Source organism: Micromonospora sp. NPDC002389, assembly GCF_040296095.1.
Taxonomy (GTDB): Bacteria; Actinomycetota; Actinomycetes; order Mycobacteriales; family Micromonosporaceae; genus Micromonospora.
In genome coordinates this window covers 92,977-108,359 of record NZ_JBEOWP010000014.1, presented here as the reverse complement: position 1 = coordinate 108,359, position 15,383 = coordinate 92,977, and the positions used below count along the sequence as shown (strand labels likewise).

General features: G+C 71.5%; 16 protein-coding genes. 4 read left to right on the top strand and 12 right to left on the bottom strand.

What is annotated here, in order from left to right; genetic code table 11:
- Positions 1-145: 145 nt before the first annotated feature.
- Both ABT008_RS24310 and ABT008_RS24305 read right to left on the bottom strand, forming a co-directional pair.
- Positions 146-694, bottom strand: coding sequence for a nitroreductase family protein (locus tag ABT008_RS24310; protein WP_350698725.1), 549 nt, complete (start codon positions 692-694; stop codon positions 146-148).
- A gap of 175 nt (positions 695-869) precedes the next feature.
- On the bottom strand, positions 870-1,781 hold the full coding sequence (locus ABT008_RS24305) for a hypothetical protein (RefSeq protein ID WP_350698723.1): 912 nt from the start codon (positions 1,779-1,781) through the stop codon (positions 870-872).
- A 186-nt stretch (positions 1,782-1,967) separates the two neighbouring features.
- Between ABT008_RS24305 and ABT008_RS24300 the strand changes: the two genes are divergently transcribed.
- Together ABT008_RS24300 and ABT008_RS24295 are read left to right on the top strand one after the other, a co-directional pair.
- Complete coding sequence (locus ABT008_RS24300; RefSeq protein ID WP_350698722.1) at positions 1,968-3,233, top strand: aspartate kinase; 1,266 nt, start codon at positions 1,968-1,970, stop codon at positions 3,231-3,233.
- A gap of 5 nt (positions 3,234-3,238) precedes the next feature.
- Positions 3,239-4,300, top strand: coding sequence for an aspartate-semialdehyde dehydrogenase (locus ABT008_RS24295; protein WP_350698720.1), 1,062 nt, complete (start codon positions 3,239-3,241; stop codon positions 4,298-4,300).
- Between the two features lie 9 nt (positions 4,301-4,309).
- Here the strand turns inward: ABT008_RS24295 and ABT008_RS24290 are convergent, their stop codons facing one another.
- The gene (locus ABT008_RS24290; protein WP_502890501.1) at positions 4,310-5,683 is read right to left on the bottom strand and encodes a sensor domain-containing diguanylate cyclase; all 1,374 of its coding nucleotides are present in this window, start codon (positions 5,681-5,683) and stop codon (positions 4,310-4,312) included.
- Positions 5,684-5,915: 232 nt separating this feature from the next.
- Positions 5,916-6,803: an META domain-containing protein gene (locus ABT008_RS24285; protein ID WP_350698716.1), complete on the bottom strand. Its 888-nt coding sequence runs from the start codon at positions 6,801-6,803 to the stop codon at positions 5,916-5,918.
- Positions 6,804-7,141: 338 nt separating this feature from the next.
- On the opposite strand from ABT008_RS24285, the gene ABT008_RS24280 reads away from it, so the two are divergent.
- Positions 7,142-7,600, top strand: coding sequence for a lamin tail domain-containing protein (locus ABT008_RS24280; RefSeq protein WP_350698715.1), 459 nt, complete (start codon positions 7,142-7,144; stop codon positions 7,598-7,600).
- Positions 7,601-7,766: 166 nt separating this feature from the next.
- Here ABT008_RS24280 and ABT008_RS24275 read toward each other — a convergent pair whose 3' ends face one another.
- A complete protein-coding gene (locus ABT008_RS24275; protein ID WP_502890500.1) occupies positions 7,767-8,168 on the bottom strand; it encodes a hypothetical protein in 402 nt (133 codons plus the stop codon).
- Positions 8,168-8,482: a hypothetical protein gene (locus tag ABT008_RS24270; protein ID WP_350698712.1), complete on the bottom strand. Its 315-nt coding sequence runs from the start codon at positions 8,480-8,482 to the stop codon at positions 8,168-8,170. The genes ABT008_RS24275 and ABT008_RS24270 overlap by 1 nt, the downstream gene beginning before the upstream one ends.
- A gap of 377 nt (positions 8,483-8,859) precedes the next feature.
- Between ABT008_RS24270 and ABT008_RS24265 the strand changes: the two genes are divergently transcribed.
- On the top strand, positions 8,860-9,342 hold the full coding sequence (locus tag ABT008_RS24265; protein WP_350698710.1) for a hypothetical protein: 483 nt from the start codon (positions 8,860-8,862) through the stop codon (positions 9,340-9,342).
- A gap of 42 nt (positions 9,343-9,384) precedes the next feature.
- On the opposite strand, the gene ABT008_RS24260 is transcribed toward ABT008_RS24265, so the two are convergent.
- From ABT008_RS24260 to trpB, 6 genes are all read right to left on the bottom strand, one after another.
- Positions 9,385-10,134 (bottom strand): SDR family oxidoreductase, encoded by a 750-nt coding sequence (locus ABT008_RS24260; RefSeq protein WP_350698708.1) that lies wholly within the window; start codon positions 10,132-10,134, stop codon positions 9,385-9,387.
- Between the two features lie 14 nt (positions 10,135-10,148).
- Positions 10,149-11,402, bottom strand: a complete 1,254-nt coding sequence (locus ABT008_RS24255; protein ID WP_350698706.1) for an ATP-grasp domain-containing protein — start codon at positions 11,400-11,402, stop codon at positions 10,149-10,151.
- A 22-nt stretch (positions 11,403-11,424) separates the two neighbouring features.
- A complete protein-coding gene (locus ABT008_RS24250) occupies positions 11,425-12,369 on the bottom strand; it encodes a TauD/TfdA family dioxygenase (RefSeq protein ID WP_350698704.1) in 945 nt (314 codons plus the stop codon).
- 191 nt (positions 12,370-12,560) lie between these two features.
- The gene (locus ABT008_RS24245) at positions 12,561-13,355 is read right to left on the bottom strand and encodes a GntR family transcriptional regulator (protein WP_350698702.1); all 795 of its coding nucleotides are present in this window, start codon (positions 13,353-13,355) and stop codon (positions 12,561-12,563) included.
- Between the two features lie 88 nt (positions 13,356-13,443).
- Positions 13,444-14,193 (bottom strand): tryptophan synthase subunit alpha, encoded by a 750-nt coding sequence (gene trpA, locus ABT008_RS24240; RefSeq protein WP_350698701.1) that lies wholly within the window; start codon positions 14,191-14,193, stop codon positions 13,444-13,446.
- Positions 14,190-15,383, bottom strand: a complete 1,194-nt coding sequence (trpB, locus tag ABT008_RS24235; RefSeq protein ID WP_350698699.1) for a tryptophan synthase subunit beta — start codon at positions 15,381-15,383, stop codon at positions 14,190-14,192. Before trpB ends, trpA begins: the two co-directional genes overlap by 4 nt.

The window sequence follows — 15,383 nt, the reverse complement described above, 5'->3', positions numbered from 1 at the left end:
TCCGCGACGAGGTGCCGGCCGTCAGGCCTCGTCGCGGCGACCAAGGAGAAGGTACGCCTGCCACATGACAGGGTGACCCTACGTGATGGGACGTGGTGTGGGAAAGGCCCGTCCGGAGTATGGGATGGAAATTGCGCCCAACGACTCAGTCGACAGCCTCGCCGCAGCTCAGGACGAGTTCGGAGAGCGGGCGGCGGTGGCGTAGGGCGGTCTCATCGGCCAGCAGATCGGCCGGAAGGCTCAACGGATCGCCGAGTTGGCCGACCGCGACCACCACGTACGGTCGCACCTCGCCGGGGAGGTCCAGGTCGGCGATCAGCCCGGCGCGGTCGAATTCGGTCACCTGGCGGACGTGCAGTCCCAGCGCGGTGGCCTGCACGCTCAGGTGGGCCACCGCCTGCCCCAGGTCGTACGCGGCGTACGCCTGCTCGGTCCGCCGGTACGCGCCGAGCACCAGGGCGGCGGCACGTCCGGCCCACCGCTGCTCGGTCGGTGCCAGGTTGACCAGGATCCGCTTGAAGGTCTGGTCGTCGCGGCGCCCGAGGGCGAACCGCCACGGCTGCCGGTTGTCCACCGACGGCGCCCACCGGGCGGCTTCCAGCAGCGCGGCCGCCTCGGCCCGGGGCAGTTCCGCGACCGGGTCGAAGGACCGAGGGCTCCAGCGGAAGGCCAGCACGGGGGTGAGGTCGGTCATGCGGAGAAGCGTCCTGTATGGGGCATTTGACGGTGATGTCGGGGCCGCCGAATGTGGGAAACGACACCCGTAACGCGACGACCGGCCGGACGTTGCGGGTTGGGCCCGCCCCGACCCGCCGCCGGACCAAGCACCAGGCCCGGAGCGGTGGCCCGGATCTGGAGACCGCCCGGGCCTACCCGCCGCCGGTCGGCTCGGTACCTCCCGGTCCGGCGTCACCGGCTCCGGGGTCACCCGGAGCAGTGCCGCTCGGATCGGTGCCGCCCGGATCGAGGTCGGACGGCGTGGACGGCGGTGGTGGCGGTGCTTCCATGCCCAGTGGCTCGCCGTCGACCACCGGGCCGGCGAGCTGCACGGTGGCCGGCGCCGGCTCGGGCGGGCCGGCCAGCGTCAGGGTGCCGAACGCCGCGCGGACCGCGGTCGGGGTGCCGTCCGCGTCGAAGCAGTAGATCCCCACGTCCAGCGGCGGGTTGATCGAGGCGGCGGTGGTCTCCACCGAGTAGCAGGTGCCGGTGGCCTCGGGCGGTGCCATCGCGGGGGAGACCGACAGCGGGGCGCGCCGGTCGGTCAGCACGTCCAGCCAGTCGGTGAACGGGTGCTGCACGCGGGGGTCGAGTCGGCGGGGCAGCGTGTCGTCGCGCTCGCCGACGCGTACGCAGCTCGCCGGCTCGGGCCGGGTCGCCGAGGGCAACGCGCACTGGAACAGCCCGTCGGCGGTGGCCGCGAGCGAGACGTCCGCCGTGCCGCCGAGCGCGCCACCGGGTACGTCCACCCGCCAACTGCCGTCGTTGGCGCTGGTCACCACGACCGAGCGGTCGGGAGTGTCGGCCACCCGCAGGGTGTACCGGGCGACCATGTGCCGATCCTGCGCGGCGGCGGCGAGCGCGGCCAGTTCGTCGCGGGCCGCGTCCTGGCCCGCCGGCCGTGGCGCGGCGCTCGGCGGTGGCGGCGGATCGTCCGGCGGGTCCGAGGAGCAGCCGGCGAGCAGGACGGGCAGGGCGAACGCGATCGGGGCGGTCAGGCGGACGGCGGGACGGTGGGCGGCGTACACCCGGCCATTCTCGGCGTTGGGTGCGCTTGCGGACACCCCCGGAAAGGTCGGCCTTTCTGGCGTGTCGCACACCACCTCCCGCGCCGCGCCGGGCCGGATCGTGGGATCACCTGACCCGGCGGTCAGAGCGGCCCGATACCCTGAGGTCGTCCGACCCGCGCCGCCGGCCCCGGTGCCGGCGGCGTCGGCACGCTCAGGGCAACCGGGAGGGAGTGCGCCGTCGTGGCACTCGTGGTGCAGAAGTACGGCGGGTCCTCCGTCGCCAACGCCGAGCGGATCAAGCGGGTGGCCGAACGGATCGTGGCCGCCCGCAAGGCCGGCGACGACGTCGTCGTGGTCGTCTCGGCGATGGGCGACACCACCGACGAGTTGCTCGACCTGGCCAACCAGGTCAGTCCGCTGCCGCCCGGGCGCGAGTTGGACATGCTGCTCACTGCCGGGGAGCGGATCTCGATGGCGCTGCTCGCCATGGCGATCCACAACCTGGGGTACGAAGCCCGCTCGTTCACCGGTTCGCAGGCGGGTGTCATCACCACCTCGGTGCACGGCCGGGCGCGGATCATCGACGTCACGCCGGGACGGCTCAAGGGCGCGCTCGACGAGGGCGCCGTGGTCATCGTCGCCGGGTTCCAGGGTGTCTCGCAGGACACCAAGGACGTGACGACCCTGGGCCGGGGCGGCTCGGACACCACCGCCGTGGCGCTGGCCGCCGCGCTGCACGCGGACGTGTGCGAGATTTACACCGACGTGGACGGCATCTTCACCGCCGACCCGCGGATCGTCCCCAACGCCCGGCACATCAAGCAGATCACCTACGAGGAGATGCTGGAGCTGGCCGCCTGCGGCGCGAAGGTGTTGCACCTGCGCAGCGTGGAGTACGCCCGTCGGGCGGGACTGCCGATCCACGTCCGCTCGTCATACTCGACCAACACCGGCACCATGGTCATCGGATCGACGGAGGAGCTTCCTGTGGAGCAGGCACTGATCACCGGCGTCGCCCACGATCGCAGCGAGGCCAAGATCACCATCGTCGGGGTGCCCGACGAGCCGGGCGCCGCCGCGCGGATCTTCGACACCGTCGCGGGTGCCGAGATCAACATCGACATGATCGTGCAGAACGTCTCCACCGAGGGGACCGGGCGCACGGACATCTCCTTCACCCTGCCCAAGACCGACGGCCCGACCGCGATGGCCGCGCTCAGCAAGATCCAGGAGTCGGTCAACTTCAAGGGCCTGCTCTATGACGACCACGTCGGCAAGGTCTCCCTGATCGGTGCCGGGATGCGTTCCCACCCGGGCGTCGCGGCCGGCTTCTTCGCCGCGCTCGGCCAGGCCGGCGTGAACATCGAGATGATCTCCACCTCGGAGATCCGGGTCTCGGTGGTCTGCCGGGACACCGACCTCGACGCGGCCGTCCGGGCCATCCACGAGGCCTTCGACCTGGGCGGCGACACCGAAGCCGTGGTGTACGCGGGAACGGGACGGTAGCGCGGATGGCCGGGCTGCCCACCCTGGCCGTGGTCGGGGCGACGGGCGCTATCGGCACCGTGATGTGTGAGTTGCTCACCGGGCGTCGCAACGTCTGGGGTGAGATCCGCCTGCTCGCCTCCGAGCGGTCGGTCGGGCGCAAGGTCCGCTGTCGGGGCGAGGAGTTGACCGTCCAGGCGCTGACCGCGGAGGCGTTCGACGGCGTCGACGTGGCGATGTTCGACGTACCGGACGAGGTCGCCGCGCACTGGGCGCCGATCGCCGTACGCCGGGGCGCGATCGTGGTGGACAACTCGGGCGCCTTCCGGATGGCGCCGGACGTCCCGCTGGTGGTGCCGGAGATCAACCCCGAGCAGGTCCACGAGCGGCCTCGGGGCATCGTCGCCAACGCGAACTGCACCACCCTGGCGATGATCGTCGCGGTTGCCCCGCTGCACCGCGAGTACGGCCTGCGCGAGCTGGTGCTCGCCTCGTACCAGTCGGTCTCCGGGGCGGGTCAGCGCGGCGCGGACACGCTGCACGACCAGTTGGCCAAGGTGGCGGGCGACCGGCTGCTCGGCTCGCGTACCGGTGACGTGCGGCAGGCGGTCGGTGACGACCTCGGCCCGTTCCCCGCACCGATGGCGCTCAACGTGGTGCCGTGGGCCGGTTCACTGGCCGACGACGGCTGGTCCTCCGAGGAGATGAAGATGCGCGACGAGTCGCGCAAGATCCTCGGTACGCCGCACCTGAAGGTCACCGCCACCTGCGTACGGGTGCCGGTGCTCACCGGTCACTCGGTGGCCGTACACGCCGTCTTCGGCACCGAGATCAATGCCGAGGGGGCCCGTGGCGTGCTGCGCAACGCTCCCGGTGTGATCGTCGTCGACGACCCGGCCGCCGGGGAGTTCCCGATGCCGATCGACGCGGTCGGGACCGACCCGTCCTGGGTCGGTCGGATCCGTCGTGCCCTCGACGACCCCCGCGCGCTGAACTTCTTCGTCACCGGCGACAACCTCCGCAAGGGCGCCGCCCTGAACACCGCCCAGATCGCCGAACTCCTGGCCAAGGAACTCACCCAGCGCTGAGCGTCGTACTCAGGCGGCGGCGAGGCGTACGCCGTCGCGACCCTGCCGTTTCACCGCGTAGAGCGCCTGGTCGGCGCGGCGCAGCGTCACCTCGGGCGACTCGCCCGGCCGGGGCAGGGCGACACCGACGCTGATCGTGCGGCCGATCCGGCGGGCCGCCTCGGTGAGCCGTTCGGCCACCCGGACGGCCTCCTCGGGACGGCTCACCTCGATCACCGCGACGAACTCGTCGCCGCCGGTCCGATACAGCTCGTCGCCCTGGCGCAGCGCGCCCTCCAACGCCCGGGCCAGGCCGACCAGCACCCGGTCACCGGCCTGGTGCCCGTACGTGTCGTTGATCGTCTTGAAGCCGTCCACGTCGATCGCGAGCAGCGCCGTCCGCCCCGGCGTCGCGGTGGCGATCCTTTCCTCGAACGGACCGGTGTGTCGCAGCCCGGTCAACGGGTCGGAGCTGGCCTGCTCGCGCAGCCGGTCCAGGGTGCGCAACCGGTCCAGGCAGCTCCACGCCTGACCGGCCAGCAGCTCTATCAGGTTGACCGTGGTGGGGTCGGGACGCAGCAGCCGGTCGTCGGCCACCAGCAGCACCCCGCCGCGCCGGGCCGGGCCCACCGGCACCGTGACCAGCGTCCGGACACCCGCGCGGACCAGCGGCTCGTGCTCCACGGTGGGCGGGTGGCCCGCCTCGCCGAGCGTGTACCCGGCCCCGTAGCGGTGCGCCCGGTCGATGATGCCGCGTAGCACCTCCGGGCCCGCCTCGGTCAGCTCGGCCCGCATCCGACTCTCCAGCTCGCCGGGCGCCACCGTCGGAGCACCCAGCCGTACGCCACCCCGGCCGCCGAGCACCAGGACGGCCGCGCCGAGTGTGGAGACGTCCCGGGCCGCCCCGATCGCGGCGGTCATCAGGTCCCACTCGGTGCCGGCGGCGGTCATCGCGGCGGCGTGCCGGAGCAGCTTCTCGCTGCGGCTCTCCGTCGGCCCGCCGAGCGCGACGATCCGCGCGCCGAGGCGGGCGGCGACCCGCTCGGCGGTGGCCCGCCACGCGGCGAGGTCGGCCGGGCCGGTCCACTGCACGTCGAGTACGCCGACGACCCGCCCGGCCGGGTCCGGCACCGGTACGCACACCTCGGCGGTGACGTCGGGGCGTACCGGGATGTGATCGGGATCGGTCGTCACGTCCGGGACGACGACCGCTGCGCCGCCGGTGTAGACCCGGCCGACGATCCCGGCGTCCGGCGCGACGGTGGCGAAGACCTGCCAGGAGCCGGTGGCGGCGACACACCGGAGCCGGTCGTGCACGTGCAGCAGGACGGCGATGGTGGCGGGGGTGTGGCGGGCCAGCGAATCGACGGTGGCCTGGCACACCTCGGCGACGGTCGACGCCATCGGCAGGCGGACCGTCACGTCGCGGAGGACTTGCTGCTGATCCACTCGCACGTCGTTCCAGGTCGGGTACGCCTCCCGGCGGCACCGGGAGGATGGCCAAGCGTACTCACCGGAAACTGGGAACGAGCTGGACTCGTACACATGTGCTATCCACAGGCTGTGGATGCAGGCTGTGGACCACGCGCGGACGCCTGCGGCGACAGCGTGGCGGCAAGCGCCCCGGGTCGGCGGATTAGCCGCGAACCAGGCGGCCGGTATCCGCACCCTGCGCGTCCCGCAACACCAGCACGTCGCCGTCCAGGCCCGCCTGCCGGGCGGTGATGAGCCAGCGACCGGTCGGCACGTTGTCGCAGCCGATCGCGGTGGAGACACCCCCGGTCGCCAGGAACGCGCCGTCACCGCCGGTCGCCCAGCGTCCGGGCGAATAGCTGTTGCAGCCGTCTGAGCCGGTCCAGGTGCCGTCGGCGACGAACTCGACGGAGGCGGGCTTCGGCCCTCGGCCTGCTGAGTTCGCCGCCGCGCCCGCCGGCACCCAGCGGCCGACCAACTCCTCCGGCTTGGGGCCGGCGAGGTTGGCGGGTAGCGCCGGGGGTGCGGCCAGCCAGCGTCGCGTCTCGTCGGTCACCGTCGGCGGCTGGAGCCAGGACGGATCCATGTCCGGTTCGCTGCCCGGTTGCCCACCGGGGCGCAGCCGGGCCAGGTCCGCACCGGCGTCGTCCAGGAGGACGCGGGTGTCACCGTCGACGCGGAACCCGTCGGCCCGGAGCAGCCAGCCCAGTCCTGCGTCCGGCGCGGCGGTGCAGCCTCCACCGTCTCTGGTGGGAACGGTGTGCATGTCGGCGATGAGAAGGCCGCTCTGGTCGGCGCCCCAGCTTCCGTGCCGTACCCCGCAACCGTCGAAGACCCGGAGGGAGTGGTCGGTGAACTGGACGACGGTGCCTGACCCCACGTCGGTACCCGCCGCCGTCCACGATCCGATCAGCGCGGTCGGTTCCTGCTGTGCCGCCGAGGCGGCGTCGATCGTGACCGGATCCGGTCCGGTCGACGTGGTGTCGTGCTGTGCACATCCGGTGAGCACCATCGCGGTCGCGGCGATGGTGCCGATCAGGTATCGGCGCATGGTCCCCTCGTTCCCTCGGCCTGACGATGGGACGTCGGGAACGCCGACTCGGTTGCACGGGAGGTTCCCGCCCGAAGGTCCACAGTGGTCGTCAAACGCATCGGATCGGGTCGCCGATCGGCCGGCATGTGGTCCGCCCCTCGCCGCACGGTGGGGTGCGGAGCGGTCGGCGGAGACGACCCGGCTGGCTGTCGATCGACAGCCGCCCGGCCGTAATCAGTGGCGCGCGGTGCGTGAGTACCTCACGTTGCCGCAACTCGTCGTTAACCTCGCTCCGTCACGCGTCGGCGTGACATGTTCGCGCCACAATTCGGCGCTTCCCGTGGGGGGTAACACGCATGTCGAGAAGGTTCATCGGGCTGGTGTCCGCGCTCGCCGTGGCGCTCGGTGGTTCGCTGGCCGTCGGCGCTCCGGCGCAGGCCGCCACCCCGGCGATCGAGATCACGAAGGTCTACTACGACTCGCCGGGTACGGACAACCGCTCGAACGCCAGCCTGAACGCCGAGTACGTGAAGCTGACCAACCGGCGCGCCCGCACCATCAACCTGAAGAACTGGACGCTGCGCGACAAGGCCAACCACGTCTACACCTTCAGCGGGGACGTCAAGCTCGCCAAGGGCAAGAGCGTGGTCATCCGCACCGGCAAGGGCAAGAACACCGCCAAGAACCGCTACTGGGGCTCGGGCAACTACGTCTGGAACAACGACGGCGACACCGCGTACCTGCGCAACGCCAGCGGCAAGCTGATCGACAAGTGCGCCTGGTCGAAGAAGGGCAAGGGATACACCGCCTGCTGAACGGGTAACCGTTGATCGGCGCGCAAGCGATGGGGCGCGCCGAGGGGAGTCTCTCGCACGGGCTTGATCTCACCGAGGCGTCGCGGTTCTCGGTGAGATCAAGTTCCCGTCCGGCCCGGTCCCCTCGGTTGAGTGCCTACGTGAGGCCTCGGAGTTGGCGCCCCGGTCACTGATCCGGCATGTAGTTGATCGGCAAGCCCTCGCCGTAGCGATGACCCTCCCCGGTCAGAATCTGCGCCCCGTGCTCCAGCGACGCCAGCACCGTCGTTGCCAGGTCGACCCGACTGGTCACCCCCAGCCAGTACGACAGCTCCCACCAGTCCTCGCCCCACGTGGGCAGCACCGCGCAGGCATCCATCGCCAGCAGTGTGTGGAGGTCTTTCCGGTCCTTCGAGTCGGTCACCAGCTTCAATGCCTCAGCCACGGTGACGGCGGTGACACCGAAACGCTGCCGATCGGTGATGACCTCGCCGACTGGCTCCACGGCGTGGATCGATCCCGCTACGTACGCCAGCAGCGCCGAGCGGTCCAGCACGAGCGTGACCGGGGGTAGTTCGTCCTCGGGGATCACGCCGCCGACGCCGACTGGTCCCCGCCGGCCTGCTCCTGCTCCATGTGCTGGCGGACCCGCTCGCGGACCGCCGCGAATCGCTCCGCAGGCCACTCGGCCTGCACCGAGTACCGGCGCGCGCGGGCGGCGGCCATGCCCTCCGAGGTCAGTGCCACCCCGCGGCGAGCCTGCTCGTCACGGAACTGCTCCCACGCCCTCTGGGCGCGCACGGCCCCGGTCACGTAGGCGCTCGCCTTGCCCGGGCCCTGCTGCTCCAACGTCTCAGCTACATCCTGAGGGACGGAGATCGACAGCTTCTTCACCGTGGTCATACCGTCAGCGTACTCTGGTAGCACCTCTCGTGTCGGCAGCGCGAGCCGTATCCTGAGAGTCGTGCGCCGCCCACGCCTCCGATCGATACTGTTCGGCCTTGGCTTCCTGCTCTGGCTGGTGGCCGCACTCGGCCTGTGGTTCGGGTGGTCGGGCCGGTATGGGTCACTGCTTCTGCTGGTCGCAGGCGCCCTCGTGCACGGCCCGGGCCTTGTTCAGGAGTGGCGGGAACGCAGGTCGAAGTCACCGGAACCGGCGGATCGGGTACTCCGGCACTACCCCAAGTGGTGGTGACCACGTACATCGGAGGGCACATCCCGCCACGGGACGTGCCCTCCGCGTTGGTACCGACAGGTCAACCGACGCCAAAGGTCGCGGCGTGGTGGACGAGCACCGTTGGGGCGGCGGGATCACGTGCGACCTGCGTAAGGAGGTGCCGGCCTGCCGGTCTGTGGCGGATCTCGGCCGGCGCGATTCGGTCGACCAGGGCCAGCCCGTCGCCCGCGCATTCCTCGGCGGGTCGACACTTCGGACCGTACACCGAACATCACCTTTCAGTGATGCCCTGCGGGCGCGCATGCAAGCGAGCAAGGAGTCCTCGCGCCGGGTGAGATCTAATGATCTCGTGCCCAAGTTCTTCGACGCCACACTCAGCAACCACCTGCGCTACCCGCTGTGGGTCTTCGCGGTGCCGGTGGTCCTCTTCGCGATCATTCCCACCTGGATTCTGGCCGAGCGCGGCGAGATCTTCGCCGCCGTGCTGGTCGTGCTCGGCTACGTGCAGGCGGTCATGCTGGGGCGGGTTCGTCTCGCGAAGAGTCTTGTCGCCCAGGGGAAGGTGAAACCCGAGGACCTGGGCTGAGCCGCACCGCTCGCGGCGCGACTCAGCACGACGTCCCGTCCGTCAGCCGCCGAAGATTGGCTGACGGTGCACCTTGTGCTGAGCGGCCTGGGCGACCGGGCGGACGACGAGACGGTCCACGTTGACGTGGCTGGGCAGTGCCACCGTCAGGGCGATGCACTCGGCGACGTCCTCGGCCACCAGCGGTCGGTCCACGCCCGCGTACACGGCGGCGGCCTTGTCCGTGTCGCCGGCGAACCGGTTGACCGCGAACTCGTCCGTGCGGACCATGCCCGGTGCGATCTCGATGACCCGCACCGGTTCGCCGCAGAGTTCCAGCCGGAGCGTCTCCACCAGCGCGTGTTCCGCGTGCTTGGCGGCGGTGTAGGTGCCGCCGGACTCGTAGGTCACGTGTGCGGCCGTCGAGGTCACGGTCACGATGGTGGGCGCGTCGGAGGCGCGCAGCAGCGGCAGCAGCGCCTGGGTCACGTACAGCATGCCCAGGACGTTGATCTCGAAGCTCCGCATGAGGTCGGCGGGCGAGGTGGTGGCCAGCGGGTCGGCGCCCACCGCCCCGCCCGCGTTGTTGACCAGCAGGTCGCAGCGGTCCAGCCCGGCGGCGAGGGCCTGCACGGACGCCTGGTCGGTGACGTCGAGTGCGACGGCCTGCCCGCCGATCTCGGCCGCCAGAGCCTGGAGTCGGTCCCACCGGCGGGCCGCCACCACGACGAAGAACCCGTCCTTGGCCAGCCGACGCGCCGTGGCCGCGCCGATCCCGCTGCTGGCACCCGTCACCACTGCGGTGCGCTTCATGGTGTTCTCCTTCATCAACCGGTGACGAAGTCTATCTGCGCGTTGATCGCCTCGGCCTTGGCGATGGCGTCGAGCGCGTCCGTGCCGGAGGCCAGGATGTAGCCGTTGCTGCAGTCCGCGACCGTCAACAGCGGTGCGACCTCGTCGCCGGGGTTCTTGGTGATGACCACGGCGGTCTCCTCGGCGCCCAGCTCGAACAGGTACGGCATGAAGACCCGGGCCGAGTCGCCGGGCGGGATCCGGCGTACCGTCGCCGGGATGTCCTCGCTGACGGTGATCGACGTGATCGGTCCCGGCTTCGGGGTCAGGAACAGGGCGACCGCGCCCCCGATCGGTGCGGGCGATTCGAGCGGCAGTTCGTCGATGCCCAGCGGCACCGTCAGAAACATGCGGTTCAGGTCCAGACCGAAGGCACGCCGCACCAGTTCCGGCGCGCCGCTACCGGCCAGGCGCGCGTGGGATTCGAGCACCCGGGGACCGTTCGGGGTGAGGACGAACTCGCTGTGTGACGGCCCCTCGGTGACACCGACCGCGTCCAGGAGCTTCGCGGTGAGTTCCCGGAGTTCCGCGAGGTGGGGCACGGCGACCCGGCTCGGCGTGCTGACCTCCCACTCGACGAACCGGTCGTTCATCCGGTATTCCGAGTAGCCGATGGTGAGGTGCCGGCCCTCGAAGGAGAACGAGTCGACGCTCACCACCGGGCCGGAGAGGAACTCCTCGGCCATCGGGGCGGTGATGCCGGCGGCGGCCAGCTCCGACATGGCCTCGGCCACCTGCTCCGGGGTCCCGACCTCCTTGATGTGCAGGCTCGCCGCACCGTCGATCGGCTTGAGGACGATCTTCCCGCCGACCTGCTCCAGGAACGCGACCGCCTCCTCCACGGAGTTGACCACCTGGTAACGGACGTTCTCCACGTCGGCCTTGGCCAGGCACTCCCGGGTGAGGGACTTGTCCTTGAGGGCGCGGGCGGTGAACTCGGTGACGCCGGGCAGGCCGAACATGTCCACGACGTAGCCGGACGAGATCGCGGCGACCTCGGTCGTGGTCATCACGCGGTCGAACGGGCGCTCAGCGTGCAGCGGGCTGAGCGCGGCGTGGATGGCCGGCCCGTCGTCCAGCGGAGCGTGTACGACCCGCTCGGTGTGCGCCAGGATGGACGGCTCGTACTTGCCCTCCTCGTGCACCAGCACGACGTCGATGCCGAGTTCCTTGGCGCCGTGGATCGGCGCGGGCATACCACCGATGACGGCGACGCGATATTCACCCATGATCGTCCTCCTGGTGTCCGGGTCAGCTTGCATAGCAGCGGCGCAGCCAGCGGGCGGTGTCCGCCGGACCGGGCCGGAACGCCCGACGGCGGTGCAGCACCCGGTAGTTGTCGAAGATCAGGAAGTCGCCGGGCCGCAGCACGAACGCCTCGGACCGCGCCTGGTCGAGGGCTCGTACCCACCGGTCGAGGGCGGCGGTCGCCGCCGGCGTGTTCGGTGCGACCGTGCCCCGGTCGAACCGCGCCCGCGTTCCCTCGTAGCTCTGCTCCAGCAGCGCGGTGTCCCGCAGCGGCGCCGTCTCGTCGGTGGAGGCGGGCGGGCCGACGGTGAACTGGGCCGACTGCAACTCCTGCACGGTGTTCTCGTCCAGCGCGGCCACGGCCTCCTCGATGGCGAGGACCTCGGTGGGCACCTGCTCGTCGTTGCGGACCGCATAGAAGCTGAGATAGCGCGGGACGTACCGGCGCGGGTCGACGCCCTTGCCACCGAAGGGGAGGTGCGGGTTGTCGGTGTGCCAGGAGAACTCGGAATCCGCCCCCCAGGAACTGGTGGTGCCCGCCGCCGCCGGGTTCGGGGCCACGTTGCGGATGTACCGGCCGGTGTTCTCATAGTCGACCGCGAACGGCGTCAGCGAGAGCAGTTGCAGCAGACCGAAGTGCAGGGCGTTGGTCACGGCCATCGCGGGTTCGTCGGTGAAGCCGTCGCGCGGCGTGGCCGGGAACTCCTGCTGCGGCAGGTTGCCGATGGTCAGGACGTGCGAGCCGGTGGCCGGGTAGAACGTCAGTGCCTGGAGGATCTCGCCGGGCAGGTGGGTCTGCAGGGCGTGTGCACCGATGCCGGCGAGGATCGCCTCGTGGGCGTCCGAATCCAGTTCGATGTCGCAGACGGCGGCCGTGAGCTCCTTGTCGAGCAGGTCACGGGTCCGGTCGTTGAGATGGTGACGGGCCACCCGGAGTGCACGGGTCATCATCGGCTCCGATCATGAGGGGTCGCCGCGAATCACCAACTCGCGGTCGGATCAGGTGCCACGCCCAGTCGTCGTACACCCGAGACCTCACGATGCCGCACGGCGACAGCGGGTAACAACGCCGTCACGGAGGCCAGAAGTGGCCAGGCACCTTGCTGCCGTCTCTGCTCACCGGCAGGAGGTGGCAGGTCCTACGGGGTGCCGTCGCCCGGCGCGGCCGGGGAGCGCACCGCGCCCCACCGGACCGACAACCGCGTCGCCGCACGCTCGGCACGGATCTCCATGGCGTCGCCGACGACCACCGCCCGGTCGACCACCACGGCGGTCCCGTCCAGGGCGATCGTCGTCCGTTCGCTGACGAAGACGGGACTGCCGGGCGGTTGGCGCAGGTGCCCGGCGGCCGGCGCGGCGAGCAGGGACGGGACGATCCGTTCCGAGGCGCGCAGGATGGCGACCCCGGCGTCGGCCAGCGCGGCGTAGAGCGACGTCCGGACGAAGTCGCGGTCCCGGATCGCCGCTGCGTACGGCGGGCGGACCCAGGAGACCTGGTGGATGGCGGGACGGCCGTTGAGCAGGCGCAGCCGTTCCAGCCGCAGGGCACGCTCGCCGCCACCGTCGCCGAACCGATCGACCACCCAGGCCGGCGGTCGGCGCATCGCACCGGACAACACCTGGGTGACCACGTCGTGGCCCTGCTCGCGAAGGTCCTCGGTGAAACTGCGCAGCGTGTCCACGCGGTACGCGGCCTGGACCGGTGTGACGTAGGTGCCCCGCCCGGCCTGCTGGACGATGAGTCCCTGCTCGGACAGCTCCTGAAGGGCCTGGCGCAGCGTCATCAGCGTGACGCCGTAGTGGGTGCTCAGGTCCCGCTGCGCCGGCAGCGCCTCGCCGGGCTCGTACTCGCCCTGCCGGATCCGGGCTGCCAGGTCGGCCGCGATCTGCCGGTAGCGCGCGGTCGGTCGCCCACCCGCCGTCGCCTCACCCATGGGTGTCTCCCGTCCCTGCGGCCGTGCCGGTGCCCAGTGTGGCCCACGGTCGGCGACCGGCCGCACCGGGCACCCGCCCGGCTCGCGGTCACCCGGGAACTGGCGCGCCCACCTCGTCCAACGCCGCGCGGAACTCCGCGACCACGGCCCCGACCTCTGCGGGGTCCGCGCCGTCGAGAACCATCCGCATCAGTGCCGAGGCGACCACCACACCGTCGGCGGCCTCGGCCGCCTCCACTGCGTGCGCAGGCCGCGAGATGCCGAAGCCGAGCAGCACCGGCAGGTCGGTCAGGGCCCGCAGGTCGCGGGCGAGCCGGACGGCGTCGTCGGCGAGCCGGTCGCGCTCACCGGTGGTGCCCATCACCGAGACGGCGTAGACGAAGCGGCGACTGCGTCGTGCGATGGCGGCCAGCCGAGGGCCGGGGGTGGTGGGAGCGGCGAGCAGGACCAGGTCGACCCCGGCCGCCGTGGCACTGGCCGCCAGGTCGTCCACCTCGTCGATCGGCACGTCGGGCACGATCAGCCCGCTGACCCCGGCCGCGGCGAGGTCCGCGCAGAACGACGGGTCGTGCATCACCAGGTTGTAGTACGTCATGGCGATCAGCGGTACGTCGACGTGCACCTCGGCGAGATCGTCGAGGATCGACCGGACCGTGGCCCCCTGTTGCAGGGCGCGGTAGGACGCCTGTTGGATCGTCGGCCCGTCGAGGATCGGGTCGGAGAACGGGAGCCCGATCTCGATCATGTCCGCGCCGCTGTGCGCGTACGCCTCGACGTACCCGGTCCAGTCGGGTCGGATGCCCCCGGTCACGTACGGGACCAGCAGCTTGCCGCTCATGCGCTCTCCCGGATGGTGTGGATGTCCTTGTCGCCACGGCCGGAGAGCGCGACCAGCACGGTGCTGAACGGCGGCAGCTCGCCGCTCTCCGCGGCGCGGATCACCCAGGCGATGGCGTGGGCCGACTCCAGGGCGGGCAGGATCCCCTCGGTGCGGGCCAGCCGCCGGACCGCCGGGATGACCTCGGAGTCGTTGACGGTGACGTACCGTGCCCGGCCGGAGTCGTTGAGGAAGGCGTGCTCCGGACCCACGCCCGGGTAGTCGAGCCCGGCCGCGATCGAGTGCGCCTCGCTGACCTGGCCGTGCTCGTCCTGGAGGACGTACGAGCGGAACCCGTGCAGCACGCCGACCCGGCCGAACGCCACCGCCGCCCCACCCTCGGCCTCCACGCCGACGAGCCGGGCCGGGGTGTCGACGAAGCCGGCGAAGGTGCCGGCGGCGTTCGAGCCGCCACCGATGCAGGCCACCACGTAGTCGGGCACGCCGGTGCGCAGCTCGGCGGCGCACTGTGCGCGCGCCTCCTCGCCGATGACCCGCTGCAACTCCCGCACGATCCACGGGTACGGGTGCGGGCCCATCACCGAGCCGATGCAGTAGTGGGTGTCGTCGACCCGGGTGACCCACTGCCGCAGCGCCTCGCTGGTGGCGTCCTTCAGGGTGCGGCTGCCGCCGGTGACCGGGACGACCTCGGCGCCGAGCAACTCCATCCGGAACACGTTCAGCGCCTGGCGCTCGACGTCCTTGGCCCCCATGTAGACGGTCGCCTCCAGGCCGAGCAGCGCGGCGGCGGTGGCCGTGGCGACGCCGTGCTGGCCGGCGCCGGTCTCGGCGATCAGCCGTGTCTTGCCCATCCGGCGGGCCAGCAGGGCCTGGCCGAGCACATTGTTGATTTTGTGCGAGCCGGTGTGGGCGAGGTCCTCCCGTTTCAGCAGCACGTTGATGCCGAGTTCCTCGGAGAGCCGCCAAGCCGGCGTGAGCGCGGTCGGGCGTCCGGCGTGCACCGCGAGCAGTCGGTCGAGGTCGCGGCGGAAGCGTTGGTCCGCCCACGCCTCCCGGAACGCCGCCTCCAGCTCGGTGCAGGCGGGAATCAGCGACTCGGGGACGAAGCGACCCCCGTGCCCGCCGAATCTGCCGCGCTCGCCGGGATCGGCCATGACGCTGCCGTTGGGCAGCACGGTCAGGTCGGTCAC

What these genes read in the sequence shown, in the direction of transcription:
- ABT008_RS24310 (WP_350698725.1), bottom strand. Translation starts at nt 694, where the DNA reads ATGACCGACCTCACCCCCGTGCTGGCCTTCCGCTGGAGCCCTCGGTCC.
- ABT008_RS24295 (WP_350698720.1), top strand. Translation starts at nt 3,239, where the DNA reads ATGGCCGGGCTGCCCACCCTGGCCGTGGTCGGGGCGACGGGCGCTATC.
- ABT008_RS24290 (WP_502890501.1), bottom strand. Translation starts at nt 5,683, where the DNA reads ATGGCGTCGACCGTCGCCGAGGTGTGCCAGGCCACCGTCGATTCGCTG.
- ABT008_RS24285 (WP_350698716.1), bottom strand. Translation starts at nt 6,803, where the DNA reads ATGCGCCGATACCTGATCGGCACCATCGCCGCGACCGCGATGGTGCTC.
- ABT008_RS24280 (WP_350698715.1), top strand. Translation starts at nt 7,142, where the DNA reads ATGTCGAGAAGGTTCATCGGGCTGGTGTCCGCGCTCGCCGTGGCGCTC.
- ABT008_RS24270 (WP_350698712.1), bottom strand. Translation starts at nt 8,482, where the DNA reads ATGACCACGGTGAAGAAGCTGTCGATCTCCGTCCCTCAGGATGTAGCT.
- ABT008_RS24260 (WP_350698708.1), bottom strand. Translation starts at nt 10,134, where the DNA reads ATGAAGCGCACCGCAGTGGTGACGGGTGCCAGCAGCGGGATCGGCGCG.
- ABT008_RS24255 (WP_350698706.1), bottom strand. Translation starts at nt 11,402, where the DNA reads ATGGGTGAATATCGCGTCGCCGTCATCGGTGGTATGCCCGCGCCGATC.
- ABT008_RS24250 (WP_350698704.1), bottom strand. Translation starts at nt 12,369, where the DNA reads ATGACCCGTGCACTCCGGGTGGCCCGTCACCATCTCAACGACCGGACC.
- ABT008_RS24245 (WP_350698702.1), bottom strand. Translation starts at nt 13,355, where the DNA reads ATGGGTGAGGCGACGGCGGGTGGGCGACCGACCGCGCGCTACCGGCAG.
- trpA (WP_350698701.1), bottom strand. Translation starts at nt 14,193, where the DNA reads ATGAGCGGCAAGCTGCTGGTCCCGTACGTGACCGGGGGCATCCGACCC.